The sequence below is a fragment of the Blochmannia endosymbiont of Camponotus modoc genome, from assembly GCF_023585785.1.
GTDB lineage: Bacteria > Pseudomonadota > Gammaproteobacteria > Enterobacterales > Enterobacteriaceae > Blochmanniella.
In genome coordinates this window covers 43,723-61,445 of sequence record NZ_CP097765.1, presented here as the reverse complement: position 1 = coordinate 61,445, position 17,723 = coordinate 43,723, and the positions used below count along the sequence as shown (strand labels likewise).

Sequence of the window (17,723 nt, the reverse complement as noted above, 5' to 3'; positions counted from 1 at the left end):
ATATTTCAAATAATTAAAAAATAAAGTAATCAATATGATAAAATTAAAATCCTATTTTGGAGAATTTGGAGGTATGTATGTACCGCAAATTCTAATACCAGCGCTAACTCAATTAGAAGAAGCATTCATATCGGCGCAAGATGATGCTGTTTTCCAAAAAGAACTCAAATATCTTTTAAATCACTACGCCGGTCGCCCCACTCCTTTAACATTATGTAGAAATTTAACAAAAGGAACTCGCACTAAACTGTATTTAAAACGTGAAGACTTATTACATGGAGGATCTCATAAAACCAACCAAGTATTAGGACAAGCTTTATTAGCAAAACGTATGTCTAAAACAGAAATAATCGCTGAAACTGGTGCCGGACAACATGGAGTTGCTGTCTCCATTGCAGCATCTCTTTTAGGATTGAAATGTCGTATTTATATGGGATCTAAAGATATAAAACGTCAAAAACTCAACGTTTTAAGAATGCAATTAATGGGCACACAAGTTATTCCAGTACATCATGGATCTGAAACGTTAAAAGATGCTTGTAACGAAGCCATGCGTGAATGGTCGAAAACTTATGAATACACCCATTACATGCTTGGTACAGCTGCTGGACCTCATCCTTTTCCCACAATCGTTAGAGAATTTCAACGTATTATTGGAAAAGAAACATACAAACAAATACAAAAATATGAGAAATGCTTACCAGATGCAATTATTGCTTGCGTAGGAGGGGGATCTAATGCTATTGGCATATTTTCCGATTTTGTTGACATACCATCAGTGCAGTTATTAGGTGTAGAAGCTGGAGGATTAGGTATAGATACTAAATATCATGGTGCTGCTCTACAACATGGAAGTATAGGAATTTATTTTGGTATGAAAACTTCAATCTTACAATCTTCGGAAGGACAAATAAAAAATTCTTATTCTATTTCAGCTGGTCTCGATTTCCCATCTGTCGGGCCAGAGCATGTTTATCTAAAAAATACTGGCCGGGTACAGTATGTATCTGTTAATGATATGGAAGCCATAACAGCTTTTAAGAAATTATCTATTCATGAAGGAATTATTCCAGCTCTAGAATCTGCTCATGCTTTAGCTCATGCACTAAAAATAATTCAAAAACAACCAAATAAAGCACAAATTTTAGTAGTTAATTTGTCTGGACGTGGAGATAAAGACATTTCTACAGTTCATAATGCATTACAAAAAGAAAGAGATACATAACAATGAATCGTTACAAAAAATTATTTACACATTTAAAGCAAAAAAAAATAGGAGCATTTGTCCCTTTTATTGCTGTAGGATATCCCGATCCTATTTCTTTTATGCATATCATCGAGATATTAGTGTCTTCAGGTTCCGATGCACTAGAATTAGGAATACCATTTTCTGATCCTATATCAGATGGACCTATAATACAAAAAAGTATGGAACGTGCTTTCAAATCAGGTATGAATTTTTCACGTTGTGTGACGATACTACACAATATTCGCAACAAATATCCAAATTTGCCCATCGGATTACTAATTTATGCAAATTTAGTCTTCAAAAATGGAATAGATAATTTCTATTCATGTTGCTCAAAATTAGATATAGATTCCGTATTAATTCCTGACCTTCCTGTAGAAGAAAGTCTACCATTTTATAATGCTGCTATACAACATAAAATAGCCCATATCTTTATTTGTCCGCCTAATGCTACCGAAGAATTAATCCACAACATTACTACTCTCGGACATGGATACATCTATTTATTATCTCGCCCCGGAGTAACTGGAATTGATATTAATACAAAAAAAATTTATAATAATGCTATATTACATAGTACAATTAAATGTATCCAAAAACAAAAAAAATTACCTATACTGCAAGGTTTTGGAATACACACGCCGCTTCAAGCTCAAGAATCGTTATTGTTAGGAACTTCTGGGATCATTACCGGTTCTAAAATTGCAAGCATTATAGAAGAAAATATATCTAACATAGAACTAGCGTTTAAGAAAATAGAAAAATTAGTACGTCTTATGAAAATATCCATGCATTCTAATACTAACTAAAATTAGTAATAATAGGCATTTTTCTATTCTTATTTTTAACAAAAAACCGAACGGTTATATATTATAATTATCAAAATTAGTACTCAAATCCTTATAAAAACTCCAAAACACATTATAATAGATTTAATATTACTTTAATATACAAAATATTATTACAATACTTATTAATCTCCGTATGCAAACGCGTTAAACTTATAAACATATCTACACGCACCACAATACATCGACAATATGTTGACGAAAAAATATTCGGTTTATTATAAATAATAAATATTATCAGAAAATTGCCAAATACGAGTATTTCCCAAACAATATGTGGAATATAATTATTTATAGAATAACATTATGTTTTAATTGAAATTAAACAATTTGATCATATTTCACGAATTCAATTTTGAAGAAATATGACCTCTCTATTTTCAAAAATCTTTTTTGGAAAAATTATAAAAATTATGATAATCAAAGTATCTCAAGACGTATTATGTTTTATTCGTAATTATTACATTAATATTACAACATTAATATTAGCTACAACATTAATTCAATCTAGCTTAGATTATATTTTATTACCAAAAAAAGAAGATTTCATATTTATGAATAATTTTATTAATGGGAGCTTACAGGACATGATCAAAGAGTTATCATCAGATCAACAGTATATTTTATTAAAATTATCTGCTGCTAATAGTATTTCTAAGCTTCTAAGTAGTACTTTTTTATTCGGAAATATACTAACTATGTTACATGTTTTATCTACTACCAATAAAAGCAATCAATCTTTCAATATAATAAATATTATTAAGTCAACAATACCATTATTTCCAAAATTATTGCTATTAATTTTTTACACTACGTTGTGCATACAACTGGGTTTAATGATAGCAATTGTTCCGGGTATTCTATTAGCCATTATAATCAGCCTAACTCCGGTTATGATTATCACTAATAATATATCTATTATAGAAGCTATACGCCTGAGTATAAAAGTAAGCTATCGCAACATTCATCTAACTACGCCACCAATACTATTATGGTTTCTAATGAAAACTATACTTATACTAATATTAATCCATTATTTCCATTCTTGGATCTTCATTGTTAAGATTTTAATGAACACCACGAATAATATACTATCTGTAATTATTTTAATTTATTTATATCGCTTATATATGATTATCAGAACAGTATGAAATTATTAATTTTTTAAAAAATTTTATTTATATTTATATTAAAAAATAACTAATATAAAACAAAAACCTGTATATATTGCAACCCGAAATAATAAATTATTCAATTAGTTACAAACATTATTTTCACATAAACCTGCACAATCAATTTATCAACATCATCATATGTAATATTAATTACAAAACATTTTTACAGAATTTAAACAAAATTTGAAAGTAATAATCAATTTTTTTTCTGGTTTATTGCTCTCATATACCCAACGACGCATAGCTGATCTAATACTTTCTTCGAATACACCAGAAGGGACCGCTGATAATATACATATGTTATCAACTTTACCTCTAGTATTTACATCATATTGTACAATAATTTTGCCTGCTATATTTAATATTTTCGCTCTATTAGGATATTCTGGATATACGCAATTAATTATGCAAGAAGATATATACGGTCGATCCTGATGTTTTTCAGGAACATGTACAGAATGTGTTGTAGATTTTCCAATATTAACATTGTTTTTCTCAACCGAAGACAAATTTTTATCAGCATTTAATGTATATTTAGAACTATCTAAAATTTTTTTTTCTGAACGAATTATAGATCTTGAATTTTGCTGCTTATGACATGTTTTAAGTGTTTTTGACAACTGATTTTTTTCTAACGATTCATGAAAAATTTGACTAGTTTGCAGTAATGACAATGTCATTATATTAGATCTTTGCGCACAAACAGACTGATTAACAGAATGATGACAATAATATAATAATACATGCATTACAAATACATGTATTACACATGATAAAAAACAACAAAAATAAATTGACATATGTAGTCTGCGCCAAATCCGTTGGAACGGATCTATAATCAAATCTTTTATTTTTTTTAAAAAAATATCATATTTCATTATGATTTTGAATATTTTATGTTTTTATACTAGGAATTATTTTAAATCATTCTCCTCAATATTTTAAATAAATGAATATATACTACAACAAATAGTTATGCATCAATTCTAATTGTCTAAAATTAAACAATTTAACTAAACACATACATCAGTTTTTTGTTAATTGATTGTACTATCCGAGTGTTAATAATCGATTATATGTATTGCGTCGCATAATAATTACTAATTATATATGAAATATACAAATTAATTTATTTCCTAAAAATATAATAAGTGTTTGCAAATATCATATACTGTATATAATGTATAAATATAATAATGAAATTGATATTATTAAATAATAATTAATATTAATTAATATATTTTAATAATCAAAATCTGATCATTATATATATCTACACCTTTTATATGATTATAAAATTTGTCATAAAATAAATATTCAATAATAATCTATAGTCTTTATTTAAGATATCCCATAAACATCTCAATAGGATCTATGTAATCATGATTGCGATTCATGCCATATTTAATTGTATTTTCTTATGCAGTTATTGGTTATTAATCGTACTAGTTACATTTCGAGTTTTAATAAAACGCCGAGCAGTACCATCGTCTATGGCATGGTTATTAGTAATTTATGTTTTGCCTTTAATAGGTATCATTACATATCTATTATTTGGAGAATCTAACCTTGGTAAACAACGATCTACTAGAAGTAAGATAGCATGGTCATCTACTATGCGTCGCATACAAATACTAAAAACCTACAAACATATATTTTCCACTGAACACAGCGTAATCGCTTCTTCATTATTTAAGCTTTGCGAACATCGTCAAGGAATAGGCGCTCTAAGAGGTAATCAAATACAGTTATTAAAAAAAACTGACGATACCATCATATCTTTAATTAAAGATATTGAATTAGCTCAACACAGTATTGATATGGTATTTTATATTTGGGAATCTGGGGGACTAGTAGATCATGTTATAAAAAAATTAATTATAGCAGCTAAAAAAGGTATCCGGTGTCGAATTATATTAGATTCAGCCGGATGCGCTAATTTTTTCAGTAGTTCATATCCTAATATAATGCGCCAGGCTGGGGTGAATATTGTAGAAGCACTGCATGTCAATTTGTTACGCGTCTTCTTACGTCGTATGGATTTGCGACAACACCGAAAAATGATATTAATTGATGACCATATTGCTTATACTGGCAGTATGAATATGGTAGATCCACAATTGTTTAAAAAAAACATAGGAATTGGACAATGGGTCGACATTATGGTACGCATAGACGGGCCTGCAGCTTCAGCCATGAGCATAATATTTTCTTCTGATTGGGAAATCGAAACGGGACAACACGTATTGTTCCCATTGTTATTCAACACTCACATAGTAGCAGATCATAAACTAATACCAACAGGACATACTGTTCAAATTATTCCCTCTGGACCAGGATGTCCAGAGGGAATAATTCATCAAGCATTACTAATATCATTATATGAAGCACGTAAAAAACTTATTATTACTACTCCATATTTGGTACCTAGTGATGATTTATTACATGCCATTTGTACAGCAGCACAACGGGGCGTAGAAGTACATATTATTATTCCTCAAAACAACGACTCTGTATTAGTAAACTGGGCTAGCAGAGCATTTTTTAGCGAATTATTAAAAGCCGGAGTTTTAATACATCAATTCCAAAATGGATTACTGCACGTAAAAAGTGTATTAATCGATCAGCAATTAAGTCTAATAGGAACCGTAAACCTAGATATACGCAGTTTATGGCTAAACTTTGAAATCACATTAGTCATTGATAGTAAAGATTTTAGTAATGAGCTAGAAAAAACACAGGAGAATTATATTGCACACTCTAAAACAATCGATCCCCAAAAATGGGCTAACCGTCCTTATTGGGAACGCATTGTTGAACGTTTATTTTATTTCTTAAGTCCTCTTTTATAAGGAATTTTTTAACTTTTAGTTTCAACAAAATAACTCAAAATAAATATAACAAATCCCATACTACATCCATTAAATAGGTTTCTATTAATTTGAATTAAAATATCCATAAAATCACTTTATCATAATTAAACATATACTCACATATTAATTTAATTTACATAAAAATAAATTCTATATACGTTTAAAACAAGAAATATATTCTGTATTTAATTAACCTAACTAACACCTGACGCCAAGTACATGATGAGATGCACAGTATTTCATCATCATTACATGTAACTGCAAATTGTGATATATAAATATGAATCAATCCATATTGATTAATAAAAATGAATCCAAAATACAAGTAATATCTATATCAGTTTAGAACTTGAATATAAAATTTATTATGTATAAAAATATATCTTATTTAAAAGAAAGTAACATACACATAACTTTAATAAACTATTATCTATTTTTATATACACGTTTTGTTAAAGATAATGGTGACTCTAATTGTTCTACAAAATGTTTACGACACACTGAAACATAGCGATTATTACCACCAATCAATATTTGATTTCCATCTCGAATTATTAAACCTTTATCATCAATTCTAAGAACTCTATTAGATTTTCGTCCACAATAACAAATAGTTTTTAATTCGATTAATTTATCTGCCCATGCTAATAACCATAGACTGCCTGAAAATAAATCAGCTCTAAAATCAGTACGTAATCCATAACATAATACTGGAATATTTAACACATCGACTATCTTGCTTAAATCAATCACTTGATTACGATTGAGAAAATGACACTCATCCACTAATACACAATGTATTATATCCTTTTGATGTATAGTTACTATTTGATCAAAAAAATTAGTTTTAATGTTAAACGCTCTGGCAGAAGCATATAATCCAATACGAGATTTAATTTGTTTATATCTATTATCTCGAGAATTCATGTCAGCAGTATATAACACAGTGCGCATTCCTCGTTCTTGATAATTATAAGAAGACTGTAATAATGCGGTAGTTTTTCCAGCATTCATTGCGGAATAATAAAAATATAATTGTGCCATATAATTAACACCCTATTCGACTTACAGTATTTTACTACTAGTAACATAAATATAATTTAAATTATGATAATATTAAGTTTAAAAAATTATTTAATCTATAAACTTATAAAAAACATTTATTTTATATACTAAATTAATGTGTGATGAAATAAGTTTTTTATTTTATCCGAGATAAACACTTTTACAATACCATATATGTTTTTAACACTATTTTGTATTTTATGTTCAAAATAACGATTCAGGTAAATAAAAAAAATCTATACTTAACATACAATCCATATATTTACAAAAATAATTTAGATTAATAAAAGATATTATTTATATTTATAAAATTTTATAAGTAAATAAATAATTTTAATTTGAATGGATAATACTTAAACATTAAATAATATTAAATATTATTATAAATAATACATAAATCATTTAATTAAAATTAATTAAATATTTTAATAGGAAAACATAAATCATACTCACTGATACTTATAACACTATATATATTTAATTATCAATTAACATAAAATATAATAAGATTATTTATAAATTAAACACCCTAGGTCTTGCAGAAAATAAATTAGCGCTCTATCCTTACTCTAGACTTGTTATTTATCACATTTTGAGATTAATTCGATGAACGACACACTAAAAATTCTTAATAATATACGTACTTTACGAGCGCAAGCTAGAGCGTGCACCCTTGATACCTTAGAAGAGATGTTAGAAAAACTAGAAGTAGTTGTTAATGAACGCCGAGAAGAAAGTAATCAAGCTCAAGCTAAAATAGAAAAACATTCTCTAAAATTACAACAATATCGTGATATGCTCATAGCTGACGGGATAGATCCTAATGAACTATTACAAAATATAACTTCTAATACTAAACCTTTTCACAAAAATAAACGTGCAGCTCGCCCAGCAAAGTATCAATACATTAACAAATATGGTGAAATGAAAACTTGGACCGGACAAGGGCGCACTCCCTCAATTATCAAAAAAGCTATCGATGAAAAAAAGAAAAAATTAGAAGATTTTTTACTATAATTAATGATAAATAATACTTATTTATTTCATCTCAGACAAAGAAATGCTTGGTAATATTTTCAAGCTCTTTGTCTGGAATCATCATATGCACAATTTAATATGTATTATACTGTTCATAATCACTCAAATTAATATTATTAATTCATAATATCACACATAATAATCACAATTACTTTTTATAGAATACAAATATGTTTAATTAAATTAATGAATCTATTGTATATTCATTGTTTTTATCGAAACACTAGTTGTCCATGACTACACCGTTTAGTAGAAGTAAACAAATTTCCAGTAATTTTAATAATGTCCATCTCTAATGTAGATTTATTATTACCCAAACACATTGTCACTATATTAAATTAATGTAATATTTTTCATACATATAAATAAATTCTATTTCATTCCATCTCAAAATATCTCTGTATATTTTATACATATGCCCACAACATCAATTATAATTAATAATCTATACTGACTGGAATGTTATATTCCTTAAAAATATAAATCTTAAAAAATAAAAATAACTATATTGACATCAACTGTAGAATTTAAAAATTTTTATTAACATAAATATCACGATTATTAAATATGGTTACTTATATAAATATCAATTATTATTTCCTTCATAACCCCCCCCGATCTAAAATATTAGATGGAAATATCTTACACAATTTATCAAAAATTGATTTTTAATTAAAAAACAATACCTATATATAAATATATACCAAATAAGTACATATACTTACGATCTATACTGTTTTTTTTAGAATTGTTAAAATAATAATTAAAAACAAAAACACCAACATAACATCATAATATAATTTAATTTAGTACTATAATATAGTTTTCGTACTAAATAGACATATTTTAAATGCTTAATAAAAATTAAGGATGTCATAAATATTAAAAATATCCTAGCATCATGTATGTTAGGACGATCACTATACTTGTTATATATATTTCAATAAAAATTCAAATTGCAAAAATCATTACACTCACTAATATTCAATGAATACCATTCAACATATTTTCTAAAACTTTGTGATTATAAATTTTAATAATATATCCTATTGACATATAAAAAGATACGATACATCTGTTGATGCCATTAAAAACCTTAACATAAAACATATTAAAAACTATTTAAAACCATAGAATTGCTTGCAATTATGCAACATATAAATTTTCAATTGTTTCAACATAATTTCACATTACTGAAAAAATAAATTTATACAAAAATCATTAGTATCAAATAATATTTTGATATTTATATTATATAAAACAATTCTCCTAATAATAGGATCAAAATAGACTTTTGGAACAAGCTATAAATCTATTTTTTATAAATACTATTTTAAATATATATTTAAATTACTTTTTAATTATTCTTCAACAACTTTATAAAAAAATTGATAACAAACCAATTTTAAATTAACATGATTTTAATTTAAATAACTAACCATGATATACAAACATTCTATTAAATAAAATTAGAACAAAACCCCAGATTATTGAAGAATACGTTTTATGAACTATTACAATAATAATTGTAATTTTCGATGACTAGTTAAATTAATTGATCGTCAAATAATAAACATATAAAAAAATTAGAATCATAATAATTTATTTTAATATATTCACCAATCTTCTCATACTTATAAACATACCCATAGCTAATAATTTATTCAAAACACAACAAATATTTTGAATTTATTAATTCATTGTATTGTATAGAAACATTCATATATAATAGCTTAAAGTTTTGCATCTCTAACTATTATCTTTAAAGAATTAAATATACTGATCTGATTAATAATTAAATAAGTGTAACAAATAGTATTTATTTTCATATACTATTATACACATACAAAGTATGTAAATTCATTATTGTTAATTATTTTTATTTTATTAAGTCAATAACACCTATATTTTATGATCGAAAATAAATACGGATCGCCATCATATGAAATTTGTTTCTTTTAACATCAATGGATTACGTGCTCGTATGCATCAATTACACGCAATTATCTCTCAATTGAAACCTGATGTCATTGGGTTACAAGAAACTAAAGTACATGATGATTGTTTCCCTATAAAAGAAATACTGCAACATGGTTATCACGTATATTATTACGGTCAAAAAAAATATCATGGAGTTGCATTGTTTCTACGTCAAACTCCTTTAACTGTTACTCGTGGACTGACTGATGATGATAATTTATCTCAAAAACGGATAATTATGGCTGATATTATGACATCAATAGGGAAATTGACTATTATTAACGGTTATTTTCCCCAAGGAGAAAATAAAAATCATCCAGAAAAGTTTATATACAAAAAAAATTTTTATAAAAGTTTTCAAAACTACGTAGAACATACCTATCGCAGTCATTCATTATTACTGATTATGGGCGACATGAACATTAGTCCTACAGATTTTGATGTTGGTATTGGTGAAAAAAATAAAAAACGTTGGATCGCATCAGGACGATGTTCTTTCTTACCAGAGGAAAGAACATGGATCAATCGTTTGATGAGCTGGGGTTTGGTAGATATATACCGAAACATGCACCCTCAAAATGATGAACGTTATTCCTGGTTCAGCTATAGATCCCGTGGTTTTTACAAAAATAATGGTTTACGTATTGATTTGATATTAGCAACACGTCCTCTAGTCAATCGTTGTAAAAATAGTGATATAAGCTATAATATTCGTAGAATGCAACAACCGTCCGATCATGCTCCGGTATGGGTAGATTTTGATATTTAATATATACTTACTTACGTCACGCGGAAATCATTTCATATAAACCTTAACTACTAATATGGTATAATTTCACTGGAAATTTTTAATTTTTATATATGTAAAAATTAATAAAATCATGAAAATTTCATAATTTTCATTTAATTTATGCGTATTATGTAATACCTAATTTGATTTAAGTGTGAAAATATAAAATTCATGTGGATATTGTATAATGTTTTTAATGATAAAATCGTTCATTCAAAATATATGGAAAATCATTTATAAAATACTTAGATATAGCGTGCGTACACTATATTTAATACGAACAATAATAATAAATATATTTTTCATAATTTTCATTATGATTAGTGTGGGAATATATTTAAATTTACGTGATTCTTCTACCTCATTATCAAAATACTCTGCATTAATTCTAGATCTTTCTGGTATTATTGTAGATAAACCAGTGACATACAGTAAATTTCAAAAATTCAGTCAACATTTATTAAATACAAATAAATCAAATGCTAAAGAAAACTCGCTATTTGATATTATTAATATATTACGTCAAGCCAAAAATGATCCACATATAACTGGATTGATATTATCATTAAAAAACTTTTATGGAAGCAATCAAACATCATTAGAATATATTGGTAAAGCATTACGTGAATTCAAAGAATCTGGCAAACCAATTTATGCTATTTCTGATTATTACAATCAATCACAGTATTTGCTCGCTAGTTATTCCAATAAAATTTATCTCACACCACATGGATTTGTAGATTTACGAGGAATTTCCACCAACAAGTTATATTATAAATCTCTATTAGATAATTTAAAAATTAATACTCATATTTTTAGAGTAGGTACATATAAATCTGCCGTTGAACCATTTATTCAAGATCAAATGTCTGATCATGTACGACATGAAGAAACAAAATTGGTAAATCGCTTATGGGATCAATATTTAAAAATAATATCTATTAATCGTAATACAACAACACAAGCAATTTTTCCAGGCATTAACAATATGCTAAATGAATTGCATCAAATGCAAGGCGATACTGCAGCTTATGCACTCAAAAATAAATGGATCGATGAAATCGCATCCCATTTTGTTATAGAAAATACGATGAAAGAAATATTTGGATCTAATAAACAAGGCACTTCGTTTAATGCAATTAGCATGTATGATTATAATCTTGTAGCTCCTACAAAACAAGATAACCAAATAGCAATAATATGTATTAATGGCCCTATTGTGGATGGACCTGATATACCAGGTTCAATTGGTGGTGATACTATAGCACATAAAATTCGCAGCGCTCGGTTTGATCCTAAAATAAAAGCAATAGTACTTCGTGTCAATAGCCCCGGTGGAAGCGTAAATGCTTCTGAATTAATTCGATTAGAATTAATAGCTTTCAGAGATTCTGGTAAACCAGTAGTGGTTTCTATGGGTAGCATAGCAGCATCTGGCGGATATTGGATATCAACTCCAGCCAATGTTATTATTGCAAGTAACAGTACTATTACAGGTTCTATCGGTATATTTGGTATTATTAATACATTTGAAAAATCTCTTGACACCATCGGTATTCATAGTGATGGAATAAATACATCCCCTATATCAAATATTTCAATAACTACCCCGCTACCTACTGAATATATAAACATGATGCAACTTTATGTAGATACCAGCTATCATTATTTTATTAACACTGTGGCTGAATCTCGCTGTAAAACTACAGAAGATATCCATAAAATTGCTCAAGGCCATGTATGGCTTGGTTATGATGCAATAAAAAATGGATTAATTGACAATATAGGAGATTTAGATGACGCAATAAATAAAGCTATCGAACTAGCTCACTTAAAAGAATATCAACTAAATTGGTACGAAAATAAAATAAATTGGATAGATATTTTAATACAACAAACTAATAAAGTTATTCACACTATAATTATAAATTTATTAAATCATTATGTTTCATTAATTAATTTTAATAATAATATAAAAATAAATAACCTCAACATCCCGCAATTTTCATGGAATGATCCAAAAAATTGCTATGCTCTTGATTTAAATTATTTAGAACAATTATAATATATAATAAAAATTTTATTTACATACTTATAGAATTACAAAATGATGATTCAATCACAAAAAATTACATTAATAAATTCATTTAACTTTAATACTTATAAAAAACGTAATCTAAAAATATATTTATATTATTAGATCATAATAAATTACAAAATACACGTAACTATCAAAAATTAAATATATTACATATTAGTGATATGATAATATCACTAATATGTAATATATGAAATATCAAAAAATTAAATACGCATATTACTTTTAAGTTATTAAAATAATTCTTATTGAGAGTTCGATACATAAAACAATATTCCATGTCTGCATTTAAAATGTACAACATAACATATAATCACAATTAAAACAGGAGCATATAATATATGGCTATTAAAATAGGTATTAATGGATTTGGTAGAATTGGTCGCGTTATTTTTAGAACTGTACAAGACAGAAAAGATGCAGATGTTGTCGCCATTAATGATTTGCTCGATATTGAACATATCGCATATATGTTGAAATATGATTCAACTCATGGACGATTTAAAGGAACAATTAGTGTGCATGGTGATCATCTAGTCATTAATGATAAAGTTGTGCACTACACTTCAAAAAAGGATCCAAAAAATTTATATTGGGGAAATTTTGATATTGATGTTGTTACTGAATCTACAGGAATGTTTTTAACTAAAGAAAAAGCTCATGGACATATCTTCTCTGGAGCACGTAAAGTAGTATTAACAGCCCCATCAAAAGATGATACACCAATGTTTGTTATGGGAGTTAATAACCATCACTACAATGGAGAAAAAATAGTATCTAATGCGTCTTGCACTACTAATTGTTTAGCTCCATTAGCTAAAGTTATTAATGACAATTTTGGCATCATTGAAGGTATAATGACTACTGTTCATGCTACCACCGCTACTCAAAAAACTGTCGATTCTCCAATACATAATGATTGGAGAAGTGGACGTGGTGCCTACCAAAATATTATTCCATCTTCTACTGGAGCTACACGAGCATTAGGAAAAGTTATTAAAGAGCTAGATGGTAAATTAACTGGAATATCATTCCGAGTCCCTATTCCAAATGTTTCTGTTATTGACTTTACCGTTCGTTTAGAAAAATCCGCCTCTTATAAAAATATTTGTGATGTTATTAAAAACGCTGCTCACGGAAATTTAAAAGGAATTATAGGATATACTGATGAAAAAGTAGTATCTAGCGATTTTAACGGAGAAAAATTAATCTCTATTTTCGACGCACAAGCAAGCATCTTACTAAATAATCATTTTGCTAAACTAATATCTTGGTATGATAATGAAACAGGCTACTCTGACAAAGTAATTGATTTAAGTGTATATATTGCAAAACATAAATAATATTATCCGATAAACATTTCAACCTATTACATAGGTAGTCTCATTAATGATTAGAATCAAATAAAAACAGTTTAATGACTGTCAAATAAGAGATGTTATCTCTGCAACATTCTCAAATAACATCTCTTATCAATTAAATATTTGAAATATAAATAAGAATTAATAAAATGTGAAAACTATAAAAATTTTATTAATTCATATTATGAAACATACAATATGATCATTTACACGTTTATAAATCTAAACTATCCAATTAATCCTGATTGGAAAGATTATAAATATTAATATTTTAATACTATTGGCCACAAATAAATGTAAATTAAATTATTGTACTTGTCTCATTGTTTCTAATTTGATAGTCTTATCAAGATTTAAATGTATACATAATTACACATATATCATGTGCAATAACTTTAATACACAAAAGATTTGATGATATCAAATTTTTTATTTTTTAAAAAATATTAAAATACATCAATCTAAATTGTTTTAATTTTAGGTAATTATTTATGTTGAATTTTTTAAATATTTGCTCTAAAACTAGAAAAAGCTGGGTTTTGTTAATATTTACCGTTGTTATTTTAGAGTTAATAGCCTTATATTTACAACACATTGTGTTAATAAAACCTTGCGTATTATGTGTTTACCAAAGATGCGCTTTATGTGGCATAGGAATTGCTGGATTGGTTGGAACAATTGCTCCATTTACTCCTTTAAGATTTTTTTCTATCCCAATTTGGATATACAGCGCTTGGAAAGGATTGTTGCTAGCTAAAGAATATACTGATATTCAATTACATCCATCCCCATTTTTAATGTGTGATTTGTTTGTACAATTTCCTCATTGGTTACCTTTAAATAAGTGGTGGCCTAGTATGTTTGATGCTGATGGTAATTGCGCTGAATATAAATGGTACTTTTTATCGTTAGAAATATCTCAGTGGATGCTTATAATTTTTGCTAACTACTTAATAATAGCGATACTCGTATCGCTATCACAAATTATTGATCTCCAAAAATATAATAATAAATAGAATATAAATAAAATTCATACCAATTTTTGCATTTAAGAACATGTATTACTTATTTATACATAAAACACAAAATTATGTATTATCATCAATCTTTATTGAGGTCACCTACTACCTTAATTGTGTGCGTACTGAGAAATCATCAATATAAAATATACTGACTGATTCTAGCATATATTTACTCAAAAAATATTGTTTAATAAAACCAACCCAAATGTATATTGCTCTACATAATATACACTTTTGAAATAATATTATTATCAGTATTTCTTATTGTTTTAAAACTTTTATAAAGTGTATATATTACATTAATATCTAAAATTTTAAAAAGTAAAAATTATGTTACCAATATACTATGACAATATATTAGCCTTAATTTCATGTTAACAAAAAATATAGTTATCCTGATAATTTATAAAAATAAACAATCATTAATATCGTACAATTTTAAATATGTCATATTTACTACACCGATAAAATACATTATACTACGGTAGTTATTTAACTATGTATGGTCATTAATTAATTTTTATTGATATGTCATCATTTCACCTATTCTACTATAGGCGCGATAGTATTCTATAATTTAAAAAATAAAAATTAATATATATAAATCATAAAACGAATAATAAATAAATATACGTTCGTACAAATAATCATGTTGCATATAGGTATATGCATGTGTATCTAAATTGTGAAAGATCAATGTGTCTATTAGTATAAAAGGGAGTAATTTTACATTATTGGTGATACATGTCTATAGTACGTGTATAGGGGTAGTTCGTCGATCATTAGAAGAAAAAATAAAAAAAGCTCCCTTTTTTTTATTAAAAAACACCCCAGTTGTTATAAATGTTGGTAATCTTAATTATTGTAACAATTGGGATGCTCTGTGTCGAACAATATCTGATGCTGGATTATTTATAGTTGGAGTATGCTGTTGTCATGATAACAAATTAAAAGAAATAATAATTCGTAGTGGAATACCTATTCTTACTCAAGGAACTTCTATAAGATATAAATATTGTTCAGAATGCTTACAAAAAAAAATTCCAATAATCTCTAAAACACAATTAATCAATACACCAATACGTTCTGGACAAAAAATATACGCTCGCAACAGAGATTTAATTGTTATTGCAAATGTTAATGCTGGAGCTGAAATTATTGCCGACGGAAATATCCATATTTATGGTACGATGAGAGGAAGGGTATTAGCCGGTGCATCTGGTAGTAAAGAATCCCAAATTTTTTGTACTCGTTTATCTCCTGAACTAGTATCTATTGGAGGGCGTTATTGGCTAAGCGATCAAATTCCAAAAGAATTTTCAGGTAAATCGGTAAGACTTAGTTTAAAAGACGATATGCTTATCATTCAAAATTTATAATGTATTCTGCGATAAGGATTTGTTTATGACGCGAATAATAGTTATTACTTCAGGAAAAGGAGGAGTAGGTAAAACAACATCAAGCGCAGCTCTCGCTACTGGACTAGCACGTAAAGGTAAAAAAACTGCTGTCATTGATTTCGATATTGGATTGCGTAATCTCGATTTAATCATGGGATGCGAACGTAGAGTAGTGTATGATTTTATTAATGTCATCCAAGGTGAAGCCACTTTACATCAAGCATTAATTAAAGATAAACACACTGATTATTTATATATTCTACCTGCTTCACAAACACGCGATAAAAATTCTTTAACTCGGGTTGGAGTAGAAAAAATATTAAATAATCTTAATAAAATGAACTTTGAATTTATAATATGTGATTCTCCTGCAGGTATTGATAGCGGAGCTGTAACAGCTCTATATTTTGCAGACGAAGCCATTGTTACTACCAATCCAGAAATTTCATCAGTACATGACTCAGATCGCATACTAGGTATTTTAGCATCTCAGTCTAAACGTTCTGAAAATGGTATAGACACAATCAAAGAACACCTATTACTAACTCGATATAATCCTAGCCGCGTTCGACGAGGAGATATGCTTAGTTTAGAAGATGTAATAGAGATATTAAGAATTCCTGTATTAGGTGTTATACCAGAAGATAAATCAGTATTAAAAGCATCTAATCAAGGTGAACCAATTATTTTGGATTCAAAATCGCACGCAGGACAAGCCTATTCAGATACAGTAGATCGTTTGTTAGGCAACCCATGTCCTTTACGCTTTATTGAAGAAAAAAAACTCAATTTTTTTAAACGATTTTTCAAGAGATAATACTATC

13 protein-coding genes are annotated in these 17,723 nt (G+C 27.3%); 11 read left to right on the top strand and 2 right to left on the bottom strand.

Translation table 11 applies throughout. The features are described 5' to 3' along the window. Positions 1–34 precede the first annotated feature (34 nt). The 3 genes from trpB to M9396_RS00235 all read left to right on the top strand — a co-directional run bounded on the left by trpB (position 35) and on the right by M9396_RS00235 (position 3,248). A complete protein-coding gene (gene trpB / locus M9396_RS00245) occupies positions 35–1,225 on the top strand; it encodes a tryptophan synthase subunit beta (RefSeq protein ID WP_250241226.1) in 1,191 nt (396 codons plus the stop codon). 2 nt (positions 1,226–1,227) lie between these two features. Beyond that, positions 1,228–2,058 carry a tryptophan synthase subunit alpha gene (gene trpA / locus M9396_RS00240; RefSeq protein ID WP_250256696.1) on the top strand — a complete coding sequence of 277 codons (831 nt, stop codon included), beginning with the start codon at positions 1,228–1,230 and terminating at the stop codon, positions 2,056–2,058. 452 nt (positions 2,059–2,510) lie between these two features. After that, positions 2,511–3,248, top strand: coding sequence for a YciC family protein (locus M9396_RS00235; RefSeq protein ID WP_250256695.1), 738 nt, complete (start codon positions 2,511–2,513; stop codon positions 3,246–3,248). Positions 3,249–3,418: 170 nt separating this feature from the next. On the opposite strand, the gene M9396_RS00230 is transcribed toward M9396_RS00235, so the two are convergent. Then, positions 3,419–4,150, bottom strand: a complete 732-nt coding sequence (locus tag M9396_RS00230; protein WP_250256694.1) for a TonB family protein — start codon at positions 4,148–4,150, stop codon at positions 3,419–3,421. A gap of 504 nt (positions 4,151–4,654) precedes the next feature. Here M9396_RS00230 and cls point away from each other — a divergent pair. After that, positions 4,655–6,124, top strand: coding sequence for a cardiolipin synthase (gene cls / locus M9396_RS00225; protein ID WP_250256693.1), 1,470 nt, complete (start codon positions 4,655–4,657; stop codon positions 6,122–6,124). Between the two features lie 447 nt (positions 6,125–6,571). On the opposite strand, the gene M9396_RS00220 is transcribed toward cls, so the two are convergent. Then, positions 6,572–7,189 (bottom strand): thymidine kinase, encoded by a 618-nt coding sequence (locus tag M9396_RS00220; protein ID WP_250241237.1) that lies wholly within the window; start codon positions 7,187–7,189, stop codon positions 6,572–6,574. A 627-nt stretch (positions 7,190–7,816) separates the two neighbouring features. On the opposite strand from M9396_RS00220, the gene hns reads away from it, so the two are divergent. From hns to minD, 7 genes are all read left to right on the top strand, one after another. Then, positions 7,817–8,227 (top strand): histone-like nucleoid-structuring protein H-NS, encoded by a 411-nt coding sequence (gene hns / locus M9396_RS00215; RefSeq protein ID WP_250241239.1) that lies wholly within the window; start codon positions 7,817–7,819, stop codon positions 8,225–8,227. A gap of 1,963 nt (positions 8,228–10,190) precedes the next feature. Next, entirely contained in the window at positions 10,191–10,997 is an 807-nt protein-coding gene (gene xthA / locus M9396_RS00210) for an exodeoxyribonuclease III (RefSeq protein WP_250241241.1), read from the top strand. 217 nt (positions 10,998–11,214) lie between these two features. Next, entirely contained in the window at positions 11,215–13,083 is a 1,869-nt protein-coding gene (gene sppA / locus M9396_RS00205) for a signal peptide peptidase SppA (protein WP_250256893.1), read from the top strand. A 374-nt stretch (positions 13,084–13,457) separates the two neighbouring features. After that, a complete protein-coding gene (gene gap / locus M9396_RS00200; RefSeq protein WP_250256692.1) occupies positions 13,458–14,459 on the top strand; it encodes a type I glyceraldehyde-3-phosphate dehydrogenase in 1,002 nt (333 codons plus the stop codon). Between the two features lie 509 nt (positions 14,460–14,968). Next, complete coding sequence (gene dsbB / locus M9396_RS00195) at positions 14,969–15,493, top strand: disulfide bond formation protein DsbB (protein ID WP_250241246.1); 525 nt, start codon at positions 14,969–14,971, stop codon at positions 15,491–15,493. Positions 15,494–16,197: 704 nt separating this feature from the next. Next, entirely contained in the window at positions 16,198–16,878 is a 681-nt protein-coding gene (minC, locus tag M9396_RS00190) for a septum site-determining protein MinC (RefSeq protein WP_250241248.1), read from the top strand. 25 nt (positions 16,879–16,903) lie between these two features. Next, positions 16,904–17,716 (top strand): septum site-determining protein MinD, encoded by an 813-nt coding sequence (gene minD / locus M9396_RS00185; protein WP_250256691.1) that lies wholly within the window; start codon positions 16,904–16,906, stop codon positions 17,714–17,716. Positions 17,717–17,723 lie beyond the last annotated feature (7 nt).